This window comes from Vibrio sp. 1CM24A (assembly GCF_023161725.1).
Taxonomy (GTDB): Bacteria; Pseudomonadota; Gammaproteobacteria; order Enterobacterales; family Vibrionaceae; genus Vibrio; species Vibrio coralliirubri.
The window spans coordinates 111,088-136,848 of record NZ_JALNTS010000002.1 but is presented as its reverse complement, the minus strand read 5'-3'; the positions used below and the strand labels follow the sequence as shown (position 1 = coordinate 136,848).

Sequence of the window (25,761 nt, the reverse complement as noted above, 5' to 3'; positions counted from 1 at the left end):
ACACCAATTTGTAGCACATTTGTTACGGTTATAATTAAAATCTTATAGATACGGCAAAGTAAGCGCCTTTGCTTATATTGTAATACATATAAACATTTAACCCTCAATTTATTTTAGATCTCAAACAAAATACACACACATTTAAATTCAATTAAAACAATTACTTATATGGTGGTGCACTAGAGACCAAAAAATCAATGCGACCTAGATCATACTAAAGACATATTGTAGTACAAATAAATCTTGGGACGCGTTAATCTAAGCCCAGTTAATTATGATATTTAAAAGGCTGAAAAGATGACTATTGATACTTTTGTTGTTCTCGCCTACTTCTTCTTTTTAATCGCGATTGGTTGGATGTTCCGTAAGTTCACCACCTCTACAAGTGATTACTTCAGAGGGGGCGGCAAAATGTTGTGGTGGATGGTTGGTGCAACTGCCTTCATGACACAGTTTTCAGCATGGACGTTTACAGGTGCCGCAGGACGCGCGTTCAATGACGGTTTCGTTATTGTAATCCTATTCTTAGCCAATGCTTTTGGCTACTTCATGAACTATATGTACTTCGCTCCAAAGTTCCGCCAACTTCGTGTGGTAACGGCGATCGAAGCTATTCGTCAGCGCTTTGGTAAAACGTCTGAACAGTTCTTCACATGGGCAGGTATGCCGGACAGCCTTATCTCTGCAGGTATCTGGCTAAACGGTCTAGCGATCTTTGTAGCAGCGGTATTCAATATCCCAATGGAAGCTACCATTGTGGTAACGGGTATGGTTCTAGTATTGATGGCAGTAACGGGCGGCTCTTGGGCGGTTGTTGCTTCTGACTTCATGCAAATGCTTGTAATCATGGCCGTGACAATCACTTGTGCGGTAGCAGCTTACTTCCACGGTGGCGGCTTAACTAACATCGTTGCTAACTTCGACGGCGACTTCATGTTAGGTAACAACCTAAACTACATGAGCATCTTCATCCTTTGGGTTGTATTCATCTTCGTGAAGCAGTTCGGTGTAATGAACAACAGCATCAACGCTTACCGTTACCTATGTGCAAAAGACAGTGAAAACGCACGTAAAGCGGCAGGCCTAGCATGTATCCTTATGGTTGTTGGTCCACTAATTTGGTTCCTACCACCTTGGTACGTTAGTGCATTCATGCCTGAGTTCGCTGAGCAATACACATCAATGGGCGACAAAGCCGGTGATGCTGCTTACCTAGCATTCGTACAAAACGTAATGCCAGCAGGTATGGTTGGTCTTCTTATGTCAGCAATGTTCGCTGCAACGATGTCTTCTATGGATTCAGGTTTGAACCGTAACGCTGGTATCTTTGTAATGAACTTCTACAGCCCGATTCTTCGTCAAAATGCGACTCAGAAAGAGCTGGTTATTGTAAGTAAGCTAACGACTATCATGATGGGTATTATCATCATCGCGATTGGTCTATTCATTAACTCTCTGCGTCACTTAAGCTTGTTCGATATCGTAATGAACGTAGGTGCGTTGATTGGCTTCCCAATGCTTATCCCTGTGCTACTAGGTATGTGGATTCGTAAGACACCTGACTGGGCTGGTTGGTCTACTCTAGTGGTTGGTGGTTTTGTTTCTTACATCTTCGGTATCTCTCTGCAAGCAGAAGACATCGAGAACCTATTTGGTCTAGAAACAGCGCTTACAGGCCGTGAATGGAGCGACTTGAAAGTCGGTCTTAGCTTAGCGGCTCACGTAGTGTTCACAGGTGGTTACTTCATCATGACTTCTCGCTTCTACAAAGGCCTATCGCCAGAGCGTGAGAAAGAAGTTGACCAACTATTCACTAACTGGAACACGCCGCTTGTAGCGGAAGGTGAAGAGCAACAAAACCTAGATACTAAACAGCGTTCAATGCTTGGTAAGCTTATCAGCACAGCAGGTTTCGGTATCCTAGCAATGGCTCTGATTCCAAACGAACCAACAGGACGCTTGTTGTTCCTACTATGTGGTTCGATGGTACTCACCGTTGGTATCCTACTGGTTAACGCATCTAAAGCTCCGGCTAAGATGAACAACGAGTCAGTTGCTAAATAACTAAATCGTTAAATAGCTAAATAAGCAGCTAACAAGTTAAACCAAAATGAAGCCCATGTTATTCGATAACATGGGCTTTTTGTTTGTCTTCGGCTTATCAAAATGGAATATGAAACGCATCTCGATTAATGCGCATAAAGCGTAGAAATACCTATCTCCTGCCCTCGTTTTATCTTCTTTTCCAACCTTTCCAATGGTTTGATCTCTTTCTCTGATTGTTTCTGTTACTTTGAATGACAACACAAACACAACAGACAATTACAATGAAAAAAACATCACTATTACTTGCTTCCATTGCTCTGGCACTTTCTGGTGTCGCACACGCTGACCAGCTAGAAGACATTCAAAAATCAGGCACGCTTCGTGTGGGCACGACTGGCGACTACAAGCCTTTCTCTTACTTCGATGGTAAAAGCTACTCTGGCTACGATATCGATGTTGCACAGCACATCGCGGAGCAATTAGGCGTCGAATTGAAGATTGTTCGTACCACATGGAAAGATCTACTGGCCGATCTAGACGACGATAAGTACGATATCGCGATGGGCGGCATTACGCGTAAAATGCAGCGTCAGTTAAACGCGGAACAAACTCAAGGTTACATGACCTTTGGTAAGTGCTTCTTGGTTGCGAAAGGCACCGCAGAACAGTACGACAGCATTGAGAAAGTGAACCTCTCTTCTGTTCGTGTGGGCGTGAACATTGGCGGTACTAACGAGATTTTTGCCGACGCAAACTTGCAAAATGCAAGCTTCACACGCTACGAGAACAACCTCGACGTACCAAAAGCAGTAGCAGAAGGCAAAGTTGATGTGATGGTGACAGAAACCCCTGAAGGTCTATTCTATCAAGTAACTGACGAACGTCTTGAAGCGGCACGCTGCGAAACTCCATTCACCAACAGTCAGTTCGGCTATCTGATTCCTAAAGGTGAACAACGTTTGTTGAACACGGTGAACTTCATTATGGATGAAATGAAATTGAAAGGTGTTGAAGAAGAGTTCCTGATCCACAACTCCCTTAAGTAACTCTTTTCGATTACATAGTGACAAAAAAGAGGCCAGCAATGCTGGCCTCTTTCGTTATGGTTTAATGGTTCGCTTAACCGTGAGTTATCACATTTTGCTGTACTAGCGCATCTAGGATGTCTGAAGGCATGGTGCCACTTAAGGTTAGCTGTGGCGCAAGATCTTCAACCACAATCACCTGTTCCGTAGTACCTAAGCCATCCGGGTTGATCGTAAGCTCAATGTCATCCCCGTCCACTTTCGCGTCTATCTGTTGTAGCAACGCGGTCATGTCTGGAGATGTGTTTTTAAGCTCTGGCAACACTTCTCTCAAGTCAATACTGTCCCCTTCCGACAAATCAAAGTCGGTAATCGTATCTTCAACACCATCTTCTATGTTAAGCCATACGAACGAGTCCATACCATCGCCACCAGTCAGAATGTCTGAGCCTCCACCGCCAATCAGGGTGTCGTTACCGTCACCGCCAACCAGCGTATCGTCACCAGCTCCACCTACAAGTCGGTCATTTCCTGATCCGCCAGTGAGGTTAGTATCAAAGTTACTCGCTAAAAGTTGCACATCGTCTGTTTCAGAAGACAAATCGAGATCTATTGGGTTCGCAACTATATTGAGGTTTAGATCAATGTTTTGAGATATCGCAATATCGTTATTGTCCGTTTCTTCAGATACCGCCTCAACCTTCAACGTGTAATTACCCGGAGTTAACGGCTTACCAGCTGATGGTTGCTCGACAAGTCTGAGACTATCAATCGCATCAGCCGTCGCTATCCAAGTATCACCCACCAGCGAAACCGTACCCGCATCACTGGTTACGTCAACTCCGTCCGGAATATCACTGAGCTTCAACGTCAACTCTTCAGTAATATCCGTCAATGCAGCGACAATTCCGACTAAAGCGACTCCACTATTAGCGACCACAGATGAGCTGGTCGTAATGTTTCTCACATAGTTGAATGCCGGGTCAATAGACAAGGTTGGCGTATTCGCCACAGGTGTCACCGCGATGTTATACACCACTGGCGCAGTTTCAATCGCGATACCTGAAGGGTTTCCGCTGTCTTTAGCGATGACTTCTAATCCAATACTATTGGTTGGAGACAAGCTCGCATCGAGGTAAACACCATTTGGACTGGTTGGCGTATCAATCAGTGCGTTCAAATCGCTCAGAGTACCGACTAAGATGACTGAACCGGTGTTGTTGCCGTTAACCATCACCGTCGTCCCAGCCGGGAGTGCTACGTTCAATGTGCCGTAATCCACCGTCAGCGTGACTGTCATTAGGTCATTCGAAAATGCATCCACATAATCTGGGTCACTGACATTGATACCACTCAATAGCTGACCGGCATCCTCGTCGACAAGCGAAGTGACACCGTCACCATTAACAACAGGCGTATCGTTGACACCTTGCACCACAGCACTGATTTCAGCGCTATCCGTCAAGAAGTTATTGGCACCATTGGTGGTGCCATCATCCTCTACGGTATAGGTGAACTTAACATCACCGTTATATTCATCCGCTGCGGTAAATACCCAGTATGGTCCATTGATCGAGTTGTCATCCGCACCAGCCACGTTTTCAAAGCGTTGTAATGTGCCTTGCCCTTGATCGAGCACCAAGTTCGTCACGGTAATCGTGTCGTTCTCTGGGTCACTCGTTGCGCCAATCAGATCTTCCTCTTTGATGATTAGCTGACCTTCTTCAAGGATGGTGCCCAAGTCGATGTCCGTTGCCACTGGCTGATCATTCACTTCCGTTACCACAACGCTTATTTCAGCGGTATCCGTTAGGAAATCATTTACGCCGTTGGTTGTACCATCGTCTTCTACGGTATAAGTGAACTTAACGTCTCCGTTATAGCCATCTGCAGCCGTAAATACCCAGTATGGACCATTGATCGAGTTGTCATCCGCACCACCGACATTTTCGAACTTCTGAAGCTGTCCCAGACCTTGGTCGATAACGACTCCAGTCACGGTAATAGCATCGCCCTCAGGATCGGTCGTCGCTGCAATCAGGTCTTCAGCTTTGATGATCAACTGACCTTCTTCAAGCATGGTACCCAAGTCAACATTGGTTGCTACCGGTTGGTCATTGATTTCTGTTACTACAAGGCTGATTTCCGCATTGTCTGTTAGGAAGTCATCCACGCCGTTGGTTGTACCATCATCGATGATGCTGTAATCGAATTTAACGTCACCGTTGAAATCATCAGCGGCCGCAAATATCCAGAATGGCCCCGTAATCCCAGCGTCATCAGCACCACCAGCATTTTCAAAGCGCGTTAACTGACCTTGCCCTTGAGTAAGAGTTACGCCGGTTACCGTGAGGTTATGGTTTTCAAGATCAGAGCTTGCTGCAATTAAGTCACTTTCAACGATAACAAGTTGGCCTTCCTCGGCAATCGAACCGAAATCAACGTCTGTCGCAACAGGAGCATCGTTCACTTCCGTCACCTTAATGGTAAAGGTGGTTTGATTGGTTTGAGCGGTATTCGGATCTCCAGCATCAATCAGACCGTTATTACCGCCATCATCGAGCGTTGCATTGATCGTGACTAAACCACTCTGGTTGAGGTAGTTCTGGTCTGGATCTGGCTTGAACGTCACTGCTCCATTGGTCAATGCAGTATTGATGTCCGCTTCTTTACCCGTAATCACCAATGAGCCGTCAGGTTGCAATACAAACGTCACGTCAGGAGAGCTGGTAAACTCAAACACACCCTGTGCTCCCGGCAGTGTTTGATCGACTTGCAACGTAAGAACATACGGAGCATCTGGATTATCAAAGTTAGCATCAACGTCGTAGATACTAAAATTGTCGATGGCAACACTAATGTCTTCAGATGTTTCAATATTCGTTACGTTTACAAAGATAGGTTGATCGTTAATAGGATCGATCACCAAATCAACATCGAAGCTGGTTGGCGTACCCAAATACTCGGTGTTATCTGCGTCAGTATCAACAGAGCGAACGGTAATCTGCAGCGGGCCATTGATGCCTAATACATTACCCGTATCGCTATTGTGCTCACCTGAATTGAATACGATCTTATCAAGTGACTGCGCAGCAACATCCAGTGTCCAGATCTGCGTAACTGGATCGTAACTAGCCAAGGTTGTGCCGTCTGGATAGTAGATAGAGGCATCTTGAGGCACACCAGCCACTTCGACTCGAAGTGTCTCTGGCGCATTCTCGGTATAAGTGCCGCTGCCCGTTGCCGATAGCTCTTTATCCAAAATCGTCGCATTGATTTCGATATCAATGTTTTGTCCTTCGTTACCTGTCACAGAATCTGTTGGGTTAGTATCAACATCATCACCCACAGGTACCACATGCAGCTTAAAGCTTGGCAGATTTGATGCTGCGGTAGGCACACCTAATAAGGACTCTTGCGTAAATACAGCAACACCAAATTCAGCCGTACCACTGAAATCCTTAGGCGGTAAAATCGAAATCTCACTCAGATCGAACGACAACCCTGATGCTTGAGGCAGCTGAACACTCCACTCACCATTACCGTTGTTCTTGACGGTATATGCTGAGGTTGCGTCTGCACGCATTTGGAAGCCATCAGGGACATCTGTAAACTTAATCGACACAAACTGTTCTGATCCATCAAGGTCAGTCAGTGCAATCGATACAGGCCCTGTGCCCGACAAAGAAATGAGCTGGTCTTCAGTACCCGTAATCTCGATAACATCAGGATCGCTACCCGGTCCTGTTACGAGCACATCGTCCACGACTGGAACCACTTCAAAGCTAACATTGGTAGAGAAAGTATCGGTATCGGTCGCGCTGCCAGCTGGCGAAGCTGCATCATCGTAAGTAGCCGTATCGGTAATCGTCCCGCTGACATTCACTTGCACCTGATTTACGTCATTATCTGTTGGGTAATTTAACGCAGGTCGGAATAGTACGTTATCCAACGCGCCTGCATTAATTTCAGCTTCATTAAAGGTCACCGATGTGCCAAGCGATACACCTGCGCTGGTATAAAAAGCCCCAACACTCGTGTCATTCAAAGTCAGTGTGATAGAGGTAAATTTTTCGTCACCACCTTCATCTCCGCTTACTTGATCAGTAATGGTCGAGCTGAAATCCAGTTGGATATAGGTATCTTCATAGCCCACCGGATCTTGCCCTGCTTGACCGTCGGTATCGACAGGGTTAAACGAATCGTCAAGCGAACCAACGACAGTCACGTCAATATCGGGATTACCTTCAACATCTGGCGCAACTTTAATGACTACTTCTGTCACTAGAGTTTTCTCATCACCCGACAATACGTCTTTAGTTACTATCGTCAACGGCAACTTAAAGTCGCCGGAGTAGTCGGCTGGTAAGTTAAGTAGTAGTCCAGAAAAGTCAGTCGAGACCCCTTGATCAACGGTAGTCTGGAATACATATTTCCCGTTAACAAAGTCGAGGTCGCTGCTTCCCGATAAACTAATTGGGAAGGTGACTTCGTTCGCCGCTCCCGGGTTAATGGTCACACTGTCATCAATAATGATGGTCACTTGATCAGTTGAGTCGTCTTCGCCCGAGAACGTAATTAAACCATTCAATGCCGTCCCCAGATCTAACTGGTTGTCCTCAATCGCATCAACAACACTGTTTGGCGTAATATCAATATCGGCTGCGACCTTAGTGCTCCCAACCACCACTTGAGGGAATGACAGGGTGACTTCTCCGTCCCTACGAGCGGCCGTAGATGACTCAACCTCAACACCATCACCTCGGTCTATCACCGTGCTAAAGATGTCCATCTTGATGTCATTGAACCCTCCTGCCCCACTGTTTCCTGAAGGAAGAACAAGGCCGTTCGGTGCACTTATGCTAAATATGTCTTCATTCGTTACAACCCAGCGCCCATTGCCTTCATAAGCAGCGCCAATAACGAGCAGTTGATTGAGTACAGCATCTGATAGAGCTGAGTCGTCCACATTTGTTAATTGAATAACTAACTGATCCACTTCTTCGATAGCGGACGAAGCATCTGTTTCTTGATATCGAATGACGAACTCATCCGTAACCGATGTATTATCGCTGTTGGTTGTGAACTTAAGCACGCCAGTGTTTGCATCAGCAACTACGGTTGCTAGTGCTCCAGTACCCAGCACATCATCGACGATAAGCTTGTTGCTGGCGTCTTGCGGTTCAACGACTGGCGTTACCACAACATTAATCGTACCTGTAATCGTTGCGGTAGCGATGCCCTGACCAGGATCAGTCGCATCAACATACTCATGATCTCGCTCTTCAATCATGACAACCGTATTAAGCGTAAAGTCGGTGCTCGAATCTTGTTCAGGTGTGATCTGAATAAAATTATTGTTCAGCGAAATTTGAGTCAACTCTTCTGCCGTCTGTCCACTCTTCGGCGTAATGGTTAAAGTGCCTGCTGAAGCATCGTAAACCCAAGTTACATCGCCATTAACCACAACACTTTCAACATCTGTCGGAATGGCACTGATCACAATAGAAGTGAAATGCTCATCATCATCAATATAATCAGTACCCTCTGGGTGCCAATCAATACTGATCGCCGTATCTTCATCGCCATTAGTGACTGTGCTGTACGTCGCCGAGGTATCGATTCTAGGTTCGACTAGCACTCGCACTTCTTGGTCAAACGTAAGCGTATGACCGTCATTCTCAGTCACGATCACTTTACCCTGAATGTGAATGTTCTCGGTTGAAGAATCGACGGGTCTGATGCGGATTCCTGAGGTTTTACCCGCGTCAGTGATGTTCGCTTCGTAGATAGGTTTAGACAGATCAGGGCTACCACCCGGACCAGTTTCGTAACCGACAAAGTTAAGGTCAATAATGGTACCGTCACCGTCTTCCAGAATAACGCCATCAGGAATACCCGAGAGGATAACGGTTATGGATTCTGAACCGTCGTCAGGTAATGGGGTTTGATCTATAGCTGCAGGATCAGGTCTTCTCTCTCCCGACAACACGGTGAAATCAAGCTCGGCGTAGCTGTCTCCATTCTGGCTCTCTTGGATCGTGGTTTGCACACCACTTGCAGGGTTAGGATCGGTATCAGGTATTGCAGTCCATGCCGTTCCGCTAGTACCGCCGTAAGGAATATCTGCGACACCTTTAACTTCAACGTTAACCGTTTTAGTCCCTAGGATTTCTTCATCAACTTGAGCACCACTAGAGAGGTTCGCGGTGTCTTTAACCACACCGGTTACATCAAAAGTAAAATCGACATTACTGTGTTTAGTCGGAACGATCTCTACATTGGCTAAGTCGGAATACGCCACTTCCTGATAATCAATACCGTTAATAGTGATTGTAGGAACTGGGGTCGTAGTTCCAAGGAAATAAAGCACCGCACCTTCGGTTATATTACTGATGCGAACAAACAGCTCTTCGGAACCATCAGTATCCACTGAGCCGTTCATTGTGATGACTTCGTCTAGCGTGAAGTCATCTTTGTTAGCCAGAGGACCTAGGTAGTTAGGGTCATCAATATTGTCTTCGTTAATACGAATCCGGTTAACACTGAACGACCCAGGGTCCGCATCGGCAGTCACATCAATGATAATGTTTTGCTCAACAGAGCGAGCGGTCGTTTTGTCTAACCCGCCGTTAGCTGAATCATCGTATGGGTTAAGCGTCTCTTCAGTAATTGCCGTCGCTTTGAACTCAATTTGTCCAGAGAAGTTGTCGATTGGGTTAACGACTGTGCTATTGATATCAGCAGATGCGATGATATAAACACCATTAACGGGCGTTAACACATTGCCATTTTGATCAAGTAACTCAAACTTCCCATCACCCTGAATCGCTTCAAGTTCATAGGTAATCGTCTCAGTATTACTGTTATCTTGCAATTCAGCATTCAGCTGCAACGTAACATTGTCTTCATCTTCATTCACTTGATACTGATAAGTACTGTTGGCGTCATCCCACGTTGCAATATCCGCTACCGCTTCAATCTCGATTCTGAAATTTGAGTTAACGGTGTGATCCGTATTGCCATTTTTCTCAATTTCTAGCTCATAACGAACTCGCCCACCAGTTTCATCCGAACTAGCGTGTTGGTCCGGAACAAAGAACAAGTTGTCTATCGTCGCAATAGTTTGTCTTGGTTCATTAGGATTTGGAGCAAAGCTTTGCTCGAGTTGAGGAGGACCAAATATAATGCTCCCATTTGGTTCAGGCATTAGCTCATGGTAAGAGGTACCGTCAAAGTAATAGAACGTACCTTGGTGACTATCACCTCCATTCGGGCTTTTTATCGTTAACTGACCTATAGATTCATTGTTATCTTGGTCGTATAGGTTAACTTGCAGTGCAACTTGTGCAGGCGCATTAGGCAGACCACTTTGGTTATCTTGAACATTCTCAAGATCTGGTTCATCACCCGTTGCATAAGGTATTGTTGAGTCTCTACCCGCATCCTCGAAGGTCGTCACTTTCAGAGCGATTCTTGTAGAGTCCCTATCAGTAATCGTTATATCTAACGGTGTTTCAGAGGTATCTAAATCGCCATCCGTCGCAATCACATTAATCGAGAAATCGATGGTGTCTAGGCCGTCATGATCGAGATAGCCGTTAGCTCTAAATTCAACCTCGCCATTTGAGTTGATACGCAAGCGCCCTAGCTCACGGGTGTCCACGCCACCACTACCATCATCGGTTTGTTCGTAAACTCGTACCTGTTGGCTACCGCTATTTAAATCGAAACTGCTGCTGTACGGCCCGCTGTTTCCTGTACGGAAAACAATATCTGCACCATTACTGGTAATGCCCTCAATTCGACTCAGTACCGCGCCATCCGCGCCGACATCCGTGGCATTAGCAAACATGTCAACTTTGGAATTACCATAGCCCTGGCCTTCAATTCGTGTGATCGATTGAGTTGTCACCAATGGAACATCATCAGTCACCGTGATTTTCAGATCGATCGCGTTTGATTGGTCTTGATCAAAATCTTCTGCAACAACAGAAAAGTTAAGGTCAATCGCGTTTTCATCCGCACCATCAGGGTGCTTAAGGGGTTTAAACAATTCAAACTGATAGCTGTTATCAGAGGTATCGAAAATAATCTCAAACACCGCTTCATTACTCGTTGTTGTTTGAGCAACGTAAGTAAATGTTGTGCCGCTTTGTGAAACAGGTAGCCACTCTAAACTTTCTCCGTCGGAGGTTAAGCCAGCCAGGACCAAATCTTCATCAACCAGTTCATACTTCACAACACCATCGGCACCTTCATCAACCGTAAACAGTCCATTAATAATGGTGTCTTCAGATTGATCGGAACCAATACCAGTAAGATCGTCTTCATCGACAACCGTTTCACCGGTTGACGCACTCATTACTGGCGCATCGTCTAGCACCTCGATTGGTAATACGTATTGGTTAGAATCATCGCCATCACCGTCAACGGCAACAACATCAAACGGTATTGTGAGTGTATCGAGGTTGCTCGGTGTCGTGGCGTGATTGAGAGGGCCAAGCAAGGTAAACGTGTAAGCACCATCATCAGTCAGCACTAATGTGAAAATTGGCGTTCCGCCTGGGTCAGTTGCACCTTGGTAGGTGGTCGTGTTAGCAGCACCTGTGATCTCAGTGATCTTAATACCTTCATTGCCAGACGATAGCGTCGCTTCTAGAGTTGAGATATTGCGTAGTTCGTAAACCTCAACTTGGTCTGCACCTTCAGTGGTAACAAACGAACCTGTCGCCTGAGCAACAACAGAGCCTAAATCGTCTTCATCAACGACAAACGTACTTGCAACCGTCGTATCAGTGATGGTTGGCACATCATCAGTAATGGTCACTGTTAGCGGTTTCACAGCTGAGTCAGTGTTGTCTTTGTCGACAGCGATCACTGGCAAGGTGAATATTTGATCGTTATTACCCTGTACTGGCAGGTGATCTAACTCTTCCAGTAAGGTAAATGTGTACTCTCCTAGAACCAGACTGCCAAAGGTGATGGTGAAAATATCCGTTTGGACACCCCCACTTTCCACGAAACCAATATAGTTCCCACTGTTGGCAGGATCTTCTTTTAGCTGAACCACCAAACCATCGGCCTTCAGATCGCCAGACGTGTTGAATTGAGTGGTATCAATACGGAAGTGGCTCACATCGTCACTTCCAGCTGTGAAAGTAATGGTTTCAGTTTGGCTAACAGGTAAACCCGGTGAAGAACCATCAATCAGATTTGCTTCTTCCAACGCGACAGTCGGTACGGTGTCGATAGTTGGTGGCGCGCCATCGGCAATAGTTAACGTCACGGTAGACGTCACGATATCGCCATCTTTATCTTCAGATGTCACCGTTATGGTCTTGACGATATCGCCACCAGAGTGGTCTAGATTGCGATTAGGTTCAAAACGCACATCACCTTCAAGCGTGATAAACAAAGAACCTTCTGCAAATACAAACTTTTGCTCTCCTGTATTGCTTTGTACCAGAGAGGATTCTGGCTGGCTGCCATAGGTAAACTTAGTGATTGTGGCACCATCTGCACTTTGTGCTGGCATCACATCAAACGTTGTTGTGGTCGGCGTCCCAGAGCTTGGTTCAGTGATGCTAAGCGCACCAGACTGCATTAACTGGACATCATCGGTGATGGTTACTGAAAGCGGTTTAGACGCTGAAATATCGCCATCAGTGTCTTGCGCGTAAACGGAAAGATCAAAACTCAGATCGTTGTTTCCTAAGCCATCAACGTGATCCAAACGCTCAAGCAAAGTAAACGTGTACTGGCTAGGATTAGTATCATCAAAATCTAGGGTGAATATGATTTTCTCACCACCCGAACCATCCGTCGTAAACGCAATGTAGTCGCCAGAACCCGCAGGCTCCTCACGTAAACTCAATTCAAGGCCATCAGACTTCAACACGCCGTTGGTATTGAACAGCCCAACTTCGACGACTATTTTTCCTATGTCATCACTGCTCGCTAGCGAGGTGATAGTCTGAGTCACACTGACAGGCGTTCCGCTAGGTGTCGAACCATCCGCAAGTAAGCTTTCCGACAAGCTGACACTTGGCACAACGTTGATTGTTGGTCCATCGCCATCAACAATCGTAAGCGTGACTGTTGATGAAAAGGTATCTTTATCAAAGTCAGAAGACGTAAACACAATCGACTTAACAATGTCACCCGCTGAATGGTCTAGATTTCGGTTTGGTTCGAACCTTACATCACCATCCAAAGTGACAAACAGCGAGCCTTCAGTGAAAACAAATTCCTGCTCACCGCTGATGTTTTGATTCAAAGTAATCGCAGATCCACCGTCATAGGTGAACTGTGTAATGGTTGCCCCGTCAGCACTTGGCGTAGGCAATACGTCAACGGTCAACGTAGTTGGTGTGCCAGTATTTGGCTCTGTGATGGTTAACGTGCCATCTTGCATCTGTTGAAGGTCATCTTGAATGGTGACAACAACATCACGCTTAACTGAGTCATCACCATCAGTATCAACGGCGTAAACAGGCAAGTTGAAGTTAAGATTGTTATTAAGCGCGCCATCAAGGTGATCTAACGCCTCAATCAGCGTGAAGGTGAACTGCCCTTTATTAACGCTATCAAAGCTAATCGTGAAGACATCGGTTACATTACCTGCCCCATCATCGGTATAGCCAATGTAGTCACCTGGAGAAGACGGATCTTCTTTTAACTGAACAACAAGACCATTTGATTTGAGTAGATCGCCAGGATTGAACTCGTTGGTTGCAATTCTAAAGTGGCTTAAATCATCACTACCCACGGTATAAGTGATCGTTTGTGTCGAGCTAACCGCTGAACCACTCGGCATAGACCCATCAGCAAGACCAACTTCCGATAGGTTTATATCTGGCACTACATCGATAACCGGATCAATTCCGTCTTTGATCGTCAAAGTGACATCCGCGGTATCGGTATCGTTATCAAAATCACTGGTCGTCACGACTATCGTTCTCACGATATCGCCAGATGAATGGTCTAGATTTCTGCTTGGTTCAAAGCGCACCTCACCTTCAATCGTGATGTACAGTAAGCCATCGGTTACGGTAAAAACTTGTTCTGTAGACACAGTTGGGTCTAGCGTAACAGCCGTGCCGCCATCGTAGATAAACTGAGTCACTTTCGCGCCATCAGCACTCTGTGTCGGCATAACGTCGATTGTTGGCGTGGTTGGCGTACCTGCTGCTATATCAGCAAGTGAAGGCTCAGTGATACTTAACGCCCCATCTTGAACGCCTTGTACATCATCGGTGATCACCACGGTCATTGGCGACATTGCAGAATCATCACCATCGGTATCAACCGCTAAAACAGGGACATCAAAACTTAGAGTATTGTTTTGTAATCCATCTGCATGGTCTAACGCTTCAAGCAGTGTGAACGTGTATTGCCCTAGATTGGTTGCCGAGAAACTGATCGTGAAGACGTTGGTTTCTACGTTAGAACCGTCCTTGACGAAGCCAATGTAATTACCAGAATTCGCTGGCTGCTCTTTTATCTCAACCTCTAAGCCATTGGACTTTAAAGCTCCAGACGTGTTGAACTGTGCTGGGTCAATTCTGAAGTGACTCACATCGTCACTACCCTCTGAGTAGGTAATAACTTGAGTCATCGTCACTGAATTACCGGTTGGCGAAGAACCGTCAGCGAGATCCACTTCTGAGAGCGTAATTCCAGGGACTAAATCGATCGTTGGAAGATCACCATCGGTAATCTTCAATGTCACGGTAGATGAGACGATATCACCATCAAGGTCAGTAGATGTAACAACAATCGTCTTGGTAATATCACCACTCGTGTGATCTTGATTTCGCACAGGCTCGAATCGTATCTCACCTTCTGTGGTAATAAATACAGAACCTTCAGTGAACACAAACTCTTGCTCGCCATTCACATTGAGATCAAGGCTTTCTGCACTGTTTCCATCAAACACAAATGAAGTGATTTTTGCTCCATCTGCGCTCTGATTTGGCATCACGTCCAGAGTATTCGATGTTTCGACTACTCCAGCAGGCTCACGACTGGTTATTGTGCCGCCTTGCATCAACTGCACATCATCACCAATAGTCACGCCAAGCTGAGAGACTAACGAATCGTCACCGTCACTATCCACCGCATACACAGGCAGATCAAAACTCAGGTCGTTGTTGCCACGTGCATCTTGATGATCCAAGGCTTCGATTAAGGTAAAGGTGTATTCACCTAAGGTTGTCCCAGAAAAACTCAACGTAAATACTGTGGTTACCGCATTCGACGAGCTGGTTGTAAATCCGATGTAGTTGCCCGACCCTTGCGGATCTTCACGTAATTCAACAGCTAAACCATTCGATGTAAGTGCATCATTGATATTGAATTCTGCTGGTTCAAGGCGGAAACGAACCACATCATCACTTTGATTGGTGAAGGTGATGGTTTCGGTTTGACTTACCGCACTGCCACTTGGGGCTGAACCATCCGTCAGGTTCGTTTCAGATAAGCTAACCGTTGGAATAACATCAATGGTTGGAATATCACCATCGGTGATCGTTAACGTAACGGTTGACGTGACTGAGTCTTTGTCGAAATCGCTTGAGGTCACCACTATCGACTTAACAATGTCGCCGGCCGTATGGTCAAGATCTCGATTAGGCTCAAAGCGAACTTCACCTTCGAGGGTAATGTACAGTTTGCCTTCTGAGAAAATAAACTGCTGTTCGCCTGCAATGTTTTGATCGAGGGTGTTTACGACGCCATCATAAGTGAACTGAGTGATGGTCGCGCCGTCAGCACTTTGGTCTGGCATGACATCAAAAGTGGCCGTGGTCGGTGTACCAGCCGCTAAATCAGCGACGGTCGGCTCGGTAATATTGAGCGAACCACCTTGCATGATTTGAACATCATCACCAATCGTTACATTAAGCTGCGATACCAGTGAATCATCACCATCACTGTCTACCGCATAAACAGGCAGATCAAAGCTCAAATCGTTTTTATCTAGGCCATCAACATGGTCTAGCGCTTCAAGTAGAGTGAAAGTGTATTCACCTAACGTGGTTGAAGAGAAGCTAATGGTAAACACGGGGACTTCAGCGCTCGAACCGTTGGTAATAAAACCTATGTAAGTGCCCGGATTAGCAGAATCTTCTTTTATCTCGACCGCAAACCCATTCGATTTCAGTGCACCACCGACATTAAACTCAGTTGGTTCAATGCGGAAACTCGTCACATCATCACTTTGGTTAGTGAAAGTAATCGTCTCAGTTTGACTTACTGCGCTACCGCTCGGGCTAGAGCCATCGCTAAGGTTAGTTTCAGATAGAGCAACGCTTGGCACTGCATCGATGGTTGGGATATCACCATCGGTAATCGTCAGCGTAACCGTTGCTGTCACTGGATCGTTATCGAAGTCACTTGAAGTCACCACAATCGACTTCACGATGTCTTCGCTCGTTGTGTGGTCTAAATTACGATTTGGCTCAAAACGCACTTCACCTTGAAGAGTGATGAATAACTCACCTTCCGTGAAGCTAAACTGTTGCTCGCCATTATCAGTTTGATCAAGTGTTCGAAGTTGACCATCGTAGGTGAACTGAGTGATTGTCGCACCGTCAGCACTTTGCGTTGGCATCACATCGATCGTATTGGTCGTTACAGTACCACCAGCCAAATCAGCAACATTCGGTTCAACGATATCTAATGTGCCGTTTTGCATGATTTGGACATCATCACCAATAGTCACATTGAGTTGAGACACCAGTGAATCATCACCATCTTTATCAACAGCGTAAACCGGCAGGTCAAAGCTTAGGTTATTATTTCCAAGCCCATCAACGTGATCTAACGCTTCCAACAGTGTGAAGGTGTATTGACCAATATTGGTATCCGAGAAACTAATCGTGAACACGTTCGTTTCAACATTAGGCGCCGTCGTCACAAAGCCGATGTAGCCACCCGGCGTACTTGGGTCGACTTTCAACTCAACCGTCAGTCCATTCGATTTTAGAAGGCCACCAATATTGAACTCAGTAGGTTCAATACGGAAACTCGTCACGTCATCACTTTGGTTGGTGAAGGTAATCGTCTCAGTTTGACTGACCGCACTGCCGCTTGAAGCAGAGCCATCACTCAGGTTGGATTCAGATAGCGTAACACTTGGTACATTATCAATGGTTGGAATATCGCCATCGGTAATGGTCAGCGTAACCGCAGAGGAAACACGATCGTTATCAGAATCACTTGAGGTCACCACTATCGATTTAACAATGTCTCCACCAGTGTGGTCGAGGTTGCGATTAGGCTCGAAACGCACGTCGCCTTGTAGGGTGATATACAGCGAACCCTCAGCAACATCAAACTTCTGTTCACCCGTATCGCTTTGGTCAAGTGTTAGTACCGCTCCACCATCATAGGTAAACTGAGTAATGGTCGTTCCATCAGCGCCTTCTTCATCGAGAACATTAACCGTTGTCGTGGTCGGCGTGCCTGCAGCTAAATCCGCAACCGTTGGCTCTTCAATATTGAGTGAGCTATTGACCATCACTTGAACGTCATCGGTGATCGTCACCGCCAACGGAGACATCAGAGAATCGTCACCGTCGCTATCGACGGCGTAAACTGGCAAGTTGAATGTTAGGTCGTTATTGCCTTGAATCGGCGTGTGGTCAATCGCTTCGAGAAGCGTAAAGGTGTATTCACCCAAATTGGTACTGCTGAAATCAAGAGTGAAAATGGTAGTTTCAGTATTCGAAATATCAGTCGTGAAACCGATATAATTACCCGACCCCGCAGGTTCTTCTCTAAGCTCAATCACCAGACCATCGGACGTAAGAGAATCGCCAACGTTAAATTCACTAGGCTCTAAACGGAATTTCTCAACATCGTCACTTTGGTTGGTGAAAGTGATCGTCTCGGTTTGACTAACCGCGCTACCACTCGGGTTCGAACCATCACTCAGATTAGTTTCAGATAAGCTAACCGTTGGAATAACATCAATGGTAGGGATATCACCATCAGTGATCGTCAATGTAACCGTTGAAGTCACCGAATCTTTATCGAAGTCGCTTGAGGTCACCACAATCGACTTCACGATATCTTCGCTCATGGTATGGTCGAGATCGCGTTTTGGCTCGAAACGCATTTCACCTTCAAGGGTGATGAACAAGCTACCTTCTGCGAAGTTAAACTGCTGCTCGCCTGAAATACGTTGATCCAGTGTGTTTACGACACCGTCATAAGTGAACTGAGTGATGGTCGCGCCATCTGCACTTTGATCAGGCATCACATCAATGGTGTTGGTTGTTACAGTGCCGTCAGCAAGATTAGGCTCAACGATATCTAACGTACCGTCTTGCATGATTTGAACGTCATCACCGATAGTCACATTAAGCTGAGACACCAATGAGTCATCGCCATCGTTGTCTACCACATAAACTGGAAGATCAAAGCTTAGATCGTTTTTATCTAGGCCATCCACATGGTCTAGCGCTTCAAGTAAGGTAAAGGTGTATTCACCTAACGTAGTAGCAGAGAAACTAATGGTGAATACTGGGACTTCAGAGCCAGAACCGTTGGTAATAAAACCGATGTAAGTGCCCGGGTTAACTGAATCTTCTTTTATCTCGACCGCAAACCCATTCGATTCCAGTGCCCCGCCGACATTGAATTCAGTTGGTTCAATACGAAATTTAGCTACATCATCACTGCCAGCGGTAAAGGTAATCGTCTCGGTAGCGCTGACCGCACTTCCGCTTGGAGAAGATCCATCAGCAAGGTTGGTTTCTGAGAGAGTAACAGGCGGGATCAAATCAATGATTGGATCTTGGCCGTCAGTGATACGTAGCTCAAGCGTTGAGGTGTCAGTGTCTCCATCACCATCTTCAGCTAAAAATGAGAATTGTTTGACAATGGTTTCACTGTTTGTGTGGTCAATATCGCGCGCAACTTCAAAGCTAAAATCACCATTCAGTGAGATGGTTACGACACCCTCAGTAAAACTGAATGTTTGAGCAGCATCTGGAAGCAAGCTCTGATCTAGTGAGTAATCAACACCATCATAGTTAAACGATTGAATTGTCGAACCATCTGCTCCTTCGAAATTAAATAGGTTATACGAAACAATGGTATCGCCCGCTAAAGTCGGTTCCGTGACTGACTCAACTTTATCAACGAGCTCAACAACATCATCTGTGACATTGACGAGAATATCTGCTGCTTCTGGTGTGTTCGAGCCTCCAGACAGTGCAGAGCGATCTCCATCCGCATCAACAGCATAAATTGGCAGTGCAAAGGTCAACAACGCGTCTTCAGCGCCTTGGTGAGAAAGCTCTTCATACAAAGTGAATTCGTAGTTACCCAGTGAAGGGCTATCAATTTTAACATCAAAGACCGTAATTCTCGATCCATTGACCTCTACATAACCTTCGTAAGTTCTTACACCATTAGTTTCTTCAACCAACTCGAGTAGCACCGCCGCACCATTAGAAACCAAGGTGCCACCCGTATTAAATTCCGTCGGCTCCAGTTCATAATGATCGATGATGTCGCTTTCGAAAATATCGGCAGTGATACTTCCGTTCCCCGCTACGGGAGCGGTTCCCTCTTGTGAACCACCAATGATGCCGGCTTCATCGACACTAATACTGTCGACATTGGTAATAACTGGGCTATCGCCATCAGAGATAACAATGTTGATGTTATTGGTTACAACATCTTGGTCGAAATCGGTAATCGTGATCGGTAAATCGAACGTCAGTGAATCGGTACCCACTTGTTCGATTGGATTAAATTGCTCGAATTTATAAGTACCATCGGTATCTAGTGAGATAGTAAGAACAACCTCACCTCGGCCTTGAATGGACAAAGTGATCGTTGTCCCATCATCAGATAGCCTTGCAAGCGTATTTTGATTATCGCTGAGTATTCCATCAAATTGGTCCAACGCACTCGCATCAAAAACGGCTGATTGAAGGTTATCACTGCCAATATTGGAGAATGTCCCTTCGATTGGAACATTGCTTGTTTCTACGTTAGTGATATTGACACTTTCAGCAGACGGATCGACACCATCAACCATGGCAACTTGTGCATTGATTGGTGTTGCTAATGGGTTTCCCGCGGTGTCTTCACCTTGAATATCAAAAGTGATGTTAATTTGATCGCCTGTATAGGAGACCTGACCACCACCAACAGACGTTACGTGATCAATTGGTTGAGAAATCGTTGTGGTCAGTGAAAGCTCAGCGTTGTTTCCAACACTAACAACATCGATGTCGATGCTTAATACTTCATCTGTGCCTTGAACACCAATGATAGAGTTCGTCGCCGCATCATAAGTAAACGTAACGGGCTGACCACTTGAGGTAATATCACTGTTTAGCTCTGTGAGTAGCGAAGCGAGAGACAGTGCTTCTGGAGCGAAAGAATCAGGGGAGAGCGCTAAACTACCAGCAATAATCGTTTCGGTAGTTGTAATAGATTGGGGGTAGGTATTGCCAGAAATGGAGCCTTCAGTGAGCACTTCATTGATTGATTGACCGCCCGATGAACGGGTTATTGTTCTGAACTCTTCTCGGTCTTCATCAACCGTTTGTTCTGCTAGACCTGCGGTCTCAAAAAATGTCGACGGATGAGTTTCGGTGTAGTTGTAGTCAATCGTCACAAAGCCAGCGTTTGCAGAACCTAATCCGCCACCCGCAGCCGTTGCTTCTAAGATTTGGGTCGGATCGGCACCACCTAAAATGGCTTCTTGGATGGCAGCAAATTCATCATCATCAAAATCTCCTGCATCGGCTTGCTGTAAGTCAAAATTAACTTCTCCAGCGATAGGAGCATCAGTCCACGCTAAGTCTTGATCAACACAGCCAACACAATTACTTGCCACCTCAGTGACACCGTTTGGGGTACCTAATAAAAGCTCTGCTTGGTTTGCAGTGATAACAATCTCGTTTTCACGAATAATATCGCCAACTGAAATTTTTCGTGCGCTTCCGTCAGACTTAACCGCAATGACTTCTCCACTCACTGCCTCTACAACTGCAGCTTGGCGCGAAACTTCAATACCCATATATCCCCCGAGGTCACAAAATGCTGTATTGCTCAACATCGTGAAAATGATAGTAATAACGGTTTCAGGCTTAAATTATATTCAGAACTTATTCTCTGCATTAACAATCAATTACGTAGACTGATGTATGTGATGAGTCAGTTCCGTTTCGCCTGTTTTTTTTATAGTTTACTTAACCTTAAGCCTAGTCTTCCTTATCCGAAATGTCATGTCTGTGCGAAGTGACTTCTTTTCACAAATCTAGGCATTCACTTTAGTTTGTTCATGGACTAAGCAAAAGTTTATAGGGTGTTGATTAATGTGCAATAAAATGCACATCTTAATTACACCTCAAATTTTTATAAATATATACAGTAATAAAGTTGATAAATCATTAGGATTTATAGGTAATTAATAAGGTCGAGATATACCTAAACCCCAAAGAAGAGCTAAATCCCATATTTGAGACAAGGTCCAGCACAAAGCTGATGAGAAACCGTTCAAACACCATATATGGCGTCAATTACATATACAACTGCTTGAGTATTGAATGGGTATGCAGGGACAATGAGTAGAAGTTGCAAATGGATATTTCGAGGAATCCAAAAAAAAGCCCACTAAGTTAAACCTTAGTGGGCTTTAAAATCAGTATATAGCGTTATGCTGTTAGCAATGACACACTATTATTTAGCAAGGCGATTTGCAGTCCAGACGTAAAGCAGCTCGAGAGCAATCGTCGCACCAGCCAATGCTGTAATCTCGCTTTGGTCATAAGCTGGAGAAACTTCTACAACGTCCATACCAACCATGTTGATACCTTGCAAGCCACGGATAATTTTCAGAACTTTATCTGAGTTCAAACCGCCGCATACCGGAGTACCTGTACCCGGAGCAAAAGCAGGATCCAGACAATCGATATCAAACGTTAGGTAAACTGGCTTATCACCGACAATGCCTTTCACTTGAGCAATGATCTCGTCCACGCTCATGTCGTTCGCTTGCATAGCGTTAATAACGTTAAAGCCGTGTCCTTCCTGCTTGTACTCTGTACGAATACCAATTTGCACTGAATGTTCAGGCGAAATTAAGCCTTCATTTGGCGCATGGTAGAACATAGTACCGTGATCATAACGACTACCCTGACTGTAAGTGTCAGTGTGCGCGTCGAAATGAATCAGAGCCATCTCACCGTACTTCTTGCCGTATGCTCTAAGCAAAGGCAGTGTAATGAAGTGATCACCACCTAAACCTAACAGAGTTTTACCACTGCTTAGAATCGCATCAGCAGCCGCTTCTAAACGTTGAGTTAAGTCTTCTGCATCACCGCAATCAAACACAAGGTCGCCAGCATCAATCACTGAGGTGTGTTCAAATACATTGAAGTCCCAAGGGAATTTTTTACCTTCCCACGCCAAGTTAACTGACGCACGGCGAATCGCATCCGGTCCCATACGCGCACCCGGTCGACCAGACGTCGCCATATCTAACGGCGCGCCCAACACAACCACATCAGCATCGTTGTCGATTGGGTTTTGCACCAATGGACGACGCATAAACGTCATCGCATTGGAGTACAGCGAGTAATCTGGTTTCGTAAATAGATCGTTCATTAAAAATCCTCAAGATAGGTGTAACCCATCAAGCCTTGCTCTAACTCTTCAAGTACGCTTTGCTGCTCTTGCGCTGGTACTTTCGCCGTTACCAATTCTTTGTAGTTCTGACGAATTAGATCCATATCGATATGAACATAACGCATCATGTCTTCAACCGTATCGCCTTCGTTGATGTAATCGATATTCGCTTCACCACTTTCATCAACGTTGACCACCACACTGTGCGTGTCACCAAATAGGTTATGCATATCACCCAAGATCTCTTGGTATGCGCCTACTAAGAAGAAGCCCATCAGGTAGGGTTCATCTGGGTTCCATGCAGGAACTGGCAACGTTGTTTCAATGCCTTGGCCGTCAACATACTGATCAATCGTACCGTCAGAATCACATGTGATATCCAGTACAACAGCGCGTCGCTCATCCGCATTGTCCAAACCACTTAAAGGCAATACAGGGAACACCTGATCGATACCCCAAGCATCTGGCAACGATTGGAACAACGAGAAGTTCACGAAAAACTTATCAGCCAAACGCTCGCTCAACTCATCCAAAATAGGACGGTGGTAACGGTTCTTAGTACTCATACGAGAGCTAAGTTCGTAGTTAATACGCAAAGACATCTGTTCTGCCCAAGCACGGTGCTGAAGGTTCAGCATGCCTGTCGCAAATTGGTTGTGTGCTTCTGCGATATCACTTTGCGTGTCGTTGTAGATCTCAATCAGCGCGCGGTCATCATTACCTGCATCTAACTCCAAGAAGTTCTTCCACATGTTGTTTAGCAACAGTGGTGCGTCTGCTTCTGGCGCCGCCATGTCTTCTGGCGAGTAGCTTTCGGTACCAATCACGTTAGTCACTAGTACAGCATGGTGCGCAGTCAGTGAACGACCAGATTCCGAAATAATCACAGGCTGTGGTTGATTGTAGAGCTTACAAATATCCCCTACTGTCATCACGATGTTGCGAGCGTACTCAAGCAAGCCGTAGTTCATTGAGTTTGAAGATTGGCTGCGTGTGCCGTCGTAATCGACCGCCAAACCGCCACCAACATCTAGGAACTTCAGTTGAGCACCGATATCACGCAGTTCACAGTAAAAACGAGCCGCCTCACTCACACCATTTCGCACATCACGAATATTCGCCATTTGCGAGCCAAGGTGGAAATGCACTAGCTCTAGAACATCCAGTTGCTCTTCTGCTTTCAAGCGTTCAATAACGGTCAATACTTGTGATGCAGACAAACCGAATTTCGACTTCTCACCACCACTTGCTTGCCATTTACCTGCACCTTGAGATGCAAGACGAATGCGTAAACCTAAACGAGGTTTCACGCCAAGCGCTTTTGCTTCAGAAAGGACAAGATCAAGCTCTGACAACTTCTCTAAAACGATGAATACTTTGTGGCCTAGCTTTTCGCCAATAAGCGCAAGGCGGATGTATTCTCTGTCTTTATAACCATTACACACGATCACTGAGCTCGCTTTTTGAGCCAGCGCCAATACCGCTAATAGTTCAGGTTTACTGCCCGCCTCTAGACCTAGTTGCTTCTGCTCTAATTGAGCTTGGCTTGCTAAGATCTCGTCAACCACTTCTTTCTGTTGGTTAACTTTAATCGGGTAAACAAGTAGGTAACGGTTATCGTACTGATATTCGTCGATCGCTTGGTTGAATGCGTTACAGATATTGTGCACACGTTGATGCACTATTTGAGGAAAACGCACAAGAGCAGGCAAACCAATATTTCGCTGCTCTAACTGTTTTACGATCTGACTTAGCGGAACTTGATGATCGGTTTCGCTCGGTGAAACATACACCTCACCGTTATCATCAATTCCATAAAAACCTTGGCTCCAGTGCTTTACATTATACTCAGCACGGATGCGTTCCAAATTAACCGAATTTTCCAATTCTAGAGACCTCACACTATAGGGCCATCGACAGAAGATACCTCTTTGGAATAGCGAGGTATAACCCAACAAAAAGCGTTCAAAAACGATTTGTTGGCTGCATTAACCGATATTATTAAGAGCGAGTCCAACCATTGATATTTGTGGTGACGATTACGTTTTTTTATCGACAGATCGACTTAAAGTGACAGGTAAGGAATTACAAGGTTTTAGGGTAAAAAACAGGCTGAAGCGCATTAAATATAAAGCAATTTCTCACATTAAATTAGGGAGAAAAAATGTGCAGGAACCATAAGATTTTTAGTAAATTGAGTGAGGTTAAGTCAGAGTTGTGACAAATATAAGCACTTCACAATCTGAACTCTCGCTATCACCAACACAGCTTGTATCCTGTTACCTCATACCTATTGATGAGTGTTAAATCATGTCTGAAATGTACACGACCTACGCAAAGCAATACGACTCTGCTGCTCGCGATAATATTTATAATGCCCTATTAGAACGCCCATCAACCATAGCCTTACTAGACGATGTTCAAGGGCTCGACATTGTCGACCTTGGCTGTGGCTCAGGTATTTACGCGCAATGGTTTATTGACCAAGGTGCAAACAAAGTCACGTGTACCGACCTGTCTCAAGATATGGTTGACCTAGTGAACGGAAAACAAATTCCCAATGTGACCGCATACGCACAAAATGCAGCTCTGGGTTTACCCAAAGAGGCCGATAACAGCGCTGATGTCATCGTATGCCCGTTGGTGCTGCATTACATTGAAGATCTAAAACCTGTCTTTGATGATGTGTATCGTGTTTTGAAACCAGGCGGCTACATCGTGTTTTCCACTCACCACCCTTTTGCGGATTTTGAATGCACTCTTTCAGGTAACTACTTTGAGCGCGAATTCATTCAAGAAGAGTGGAACACGGTCGGCACACCCGTTCAGGTAAGCTTCTACCGCCGTTCATTAACCGAGCTTTGCCAAGCTGTCAGCCAATCGGGCTTGCTGATTTCACAAATCACTGAAGGCACAATCGACGAGAAGGCCAAGGCCATCTCTGAAGAAACGTACGAGCGCCTATCGAAAAACGTTAACTTCATCTTTATGCGTTGCGAAAAAGTGTCTGCCTAGCCCGCAAGCAAATCGC

6 protein-coding genes are annotated in these 25,761 nt (G+C 45.4%); 3 read left to right on the top strand and 3 right to left on the bottom strand.

Annotated elements, in window-relative coordinates:
- Positions 1–297 precede the first annotated feature (297 nt).
- Both MSG38_RS04595 and MSG38_RS04590 read left to right on the top strand, forming a co-directional pair.
- Positions 298–2,064 (top strand): transporter, encoded by a 1,767-nt coding sequence (locus MSG38_RS04595; RefSeq protein ID WP_048613936.1) that lies wholly within the window; start codon positions 298–300, stop codon positions 2,062–2,064.
- Positions 2,065–2,327: 263 nt separating this feature from the next.
- The gene (locus tag MSG38_RS04590) at positions 2,328–3,092 is read left to right on the top strand and encodes a transporter substrate-binding domain-containing protein (protein WP_017067326.1); all 765 of its coding nucleotides are present in this window, start codon (positions 2,328–2,330) and stop codon (positions 3,090–3,092) included.
- 73 nt (positions 3,093–3,165) lie between these two features.
- On the opposite strand, the gene MSG38_RS04585 is transcribed toward MSG38_RS04590, so the two are convergent.
- The 3 genes from MSG38_RS04585 to speA all read right to left on the bottom strand — a co-directional run bounded on the left by MSG38_RS04585 (position 3,166) and on the right by speA (position 24,616).
- Positions 3,166–21,120, bottom strand: a complete 17,955-nt coding sequence (locus MSG38_RS04585) for a retention module-containing protein (RefSeq protein WP_248401154.1) — start codon at positions 21,118–21,120, stop codon at positions 3,166–3,168.
- Between the two features lie 662 nt (positions 21,121–21,782).
- Positions 21,783–22,709, bottom strand: a complete 927-nt coding sequence (gene speB, locus MSG38_RS04580) for an agmatinase (protein WP_050633387.1) — start codon at positions 22,707–22,709, stop codon at positions 21,783–21,785.
- Positions 22,709–24,616, bottom strand: a complete 1,908-nt coding sequence (gene speA / locus MSG38_RS04575) for an arginine decarboxylase (protein WP_268672760.1) — start codon at positions 24,614–24,616, stop codon at positions 22,709–22,711. The genes speB and speA overlap by 1 nt, the downstream gene beginning before the upstream one ends.
- Before the next feature lie 424 nt (positions 24,617–25,040).
- Between speA and MSG38_RS04570 the strand changes: the two genes are divergently transcribed.
- A complete protein-coding gene (locus MSG38_RS04570) occupies positions 25,041–25,745 on the top strand; it encodes a class I SAM-dependent methyltransferase (RefSeq protein ID WP_248401152.1) in 705 nt (234 codons plus the stop codon).
- Positions 25,746–25,761: the final 16 nt, after the last annotated feature.

What these genes read in the sequence shown, in the direction of transcription:
- MSG38_RS04595 (WP_048613936.1), top strand. Translation starts at nt 298, where the DNA reads ATGACTATTGATACTTTTGTTGTTCTCGCCTACTTCTTCTTTTTAATC.
- MSG38_RS04590 (WP_017067326.1), top strand. Translation starts at nt 2,328, where the DNA reads ATGAAAAAAACATCACTATTACTTGCTTCCATTGCTCTGGCACTTTCT.
- MSG38_RS04585 (WP_248401154.1), bottom strand. Translation starts at nt 21,120, where the DNA reads ATGGGTATTGAAGTTTCGCGCCAAGCTGCAGTTGTAGAGGCAGTGAGT.
- speB (WP_050633387.1), bottom strand. Translation starts at nt 22,709, where the DNA reads ATGAACGATCTATTTACGAAACCAGATTACTCGCTGTACTCCAATGCG.
- MSG38_RS04570 (WP_248401152.1), top strand. Translation starts at nt 25,041, where the DNA reads ATGTCTGAAATGTACACGACCTACGCAAAGCAATACGACTCTGCTGCT.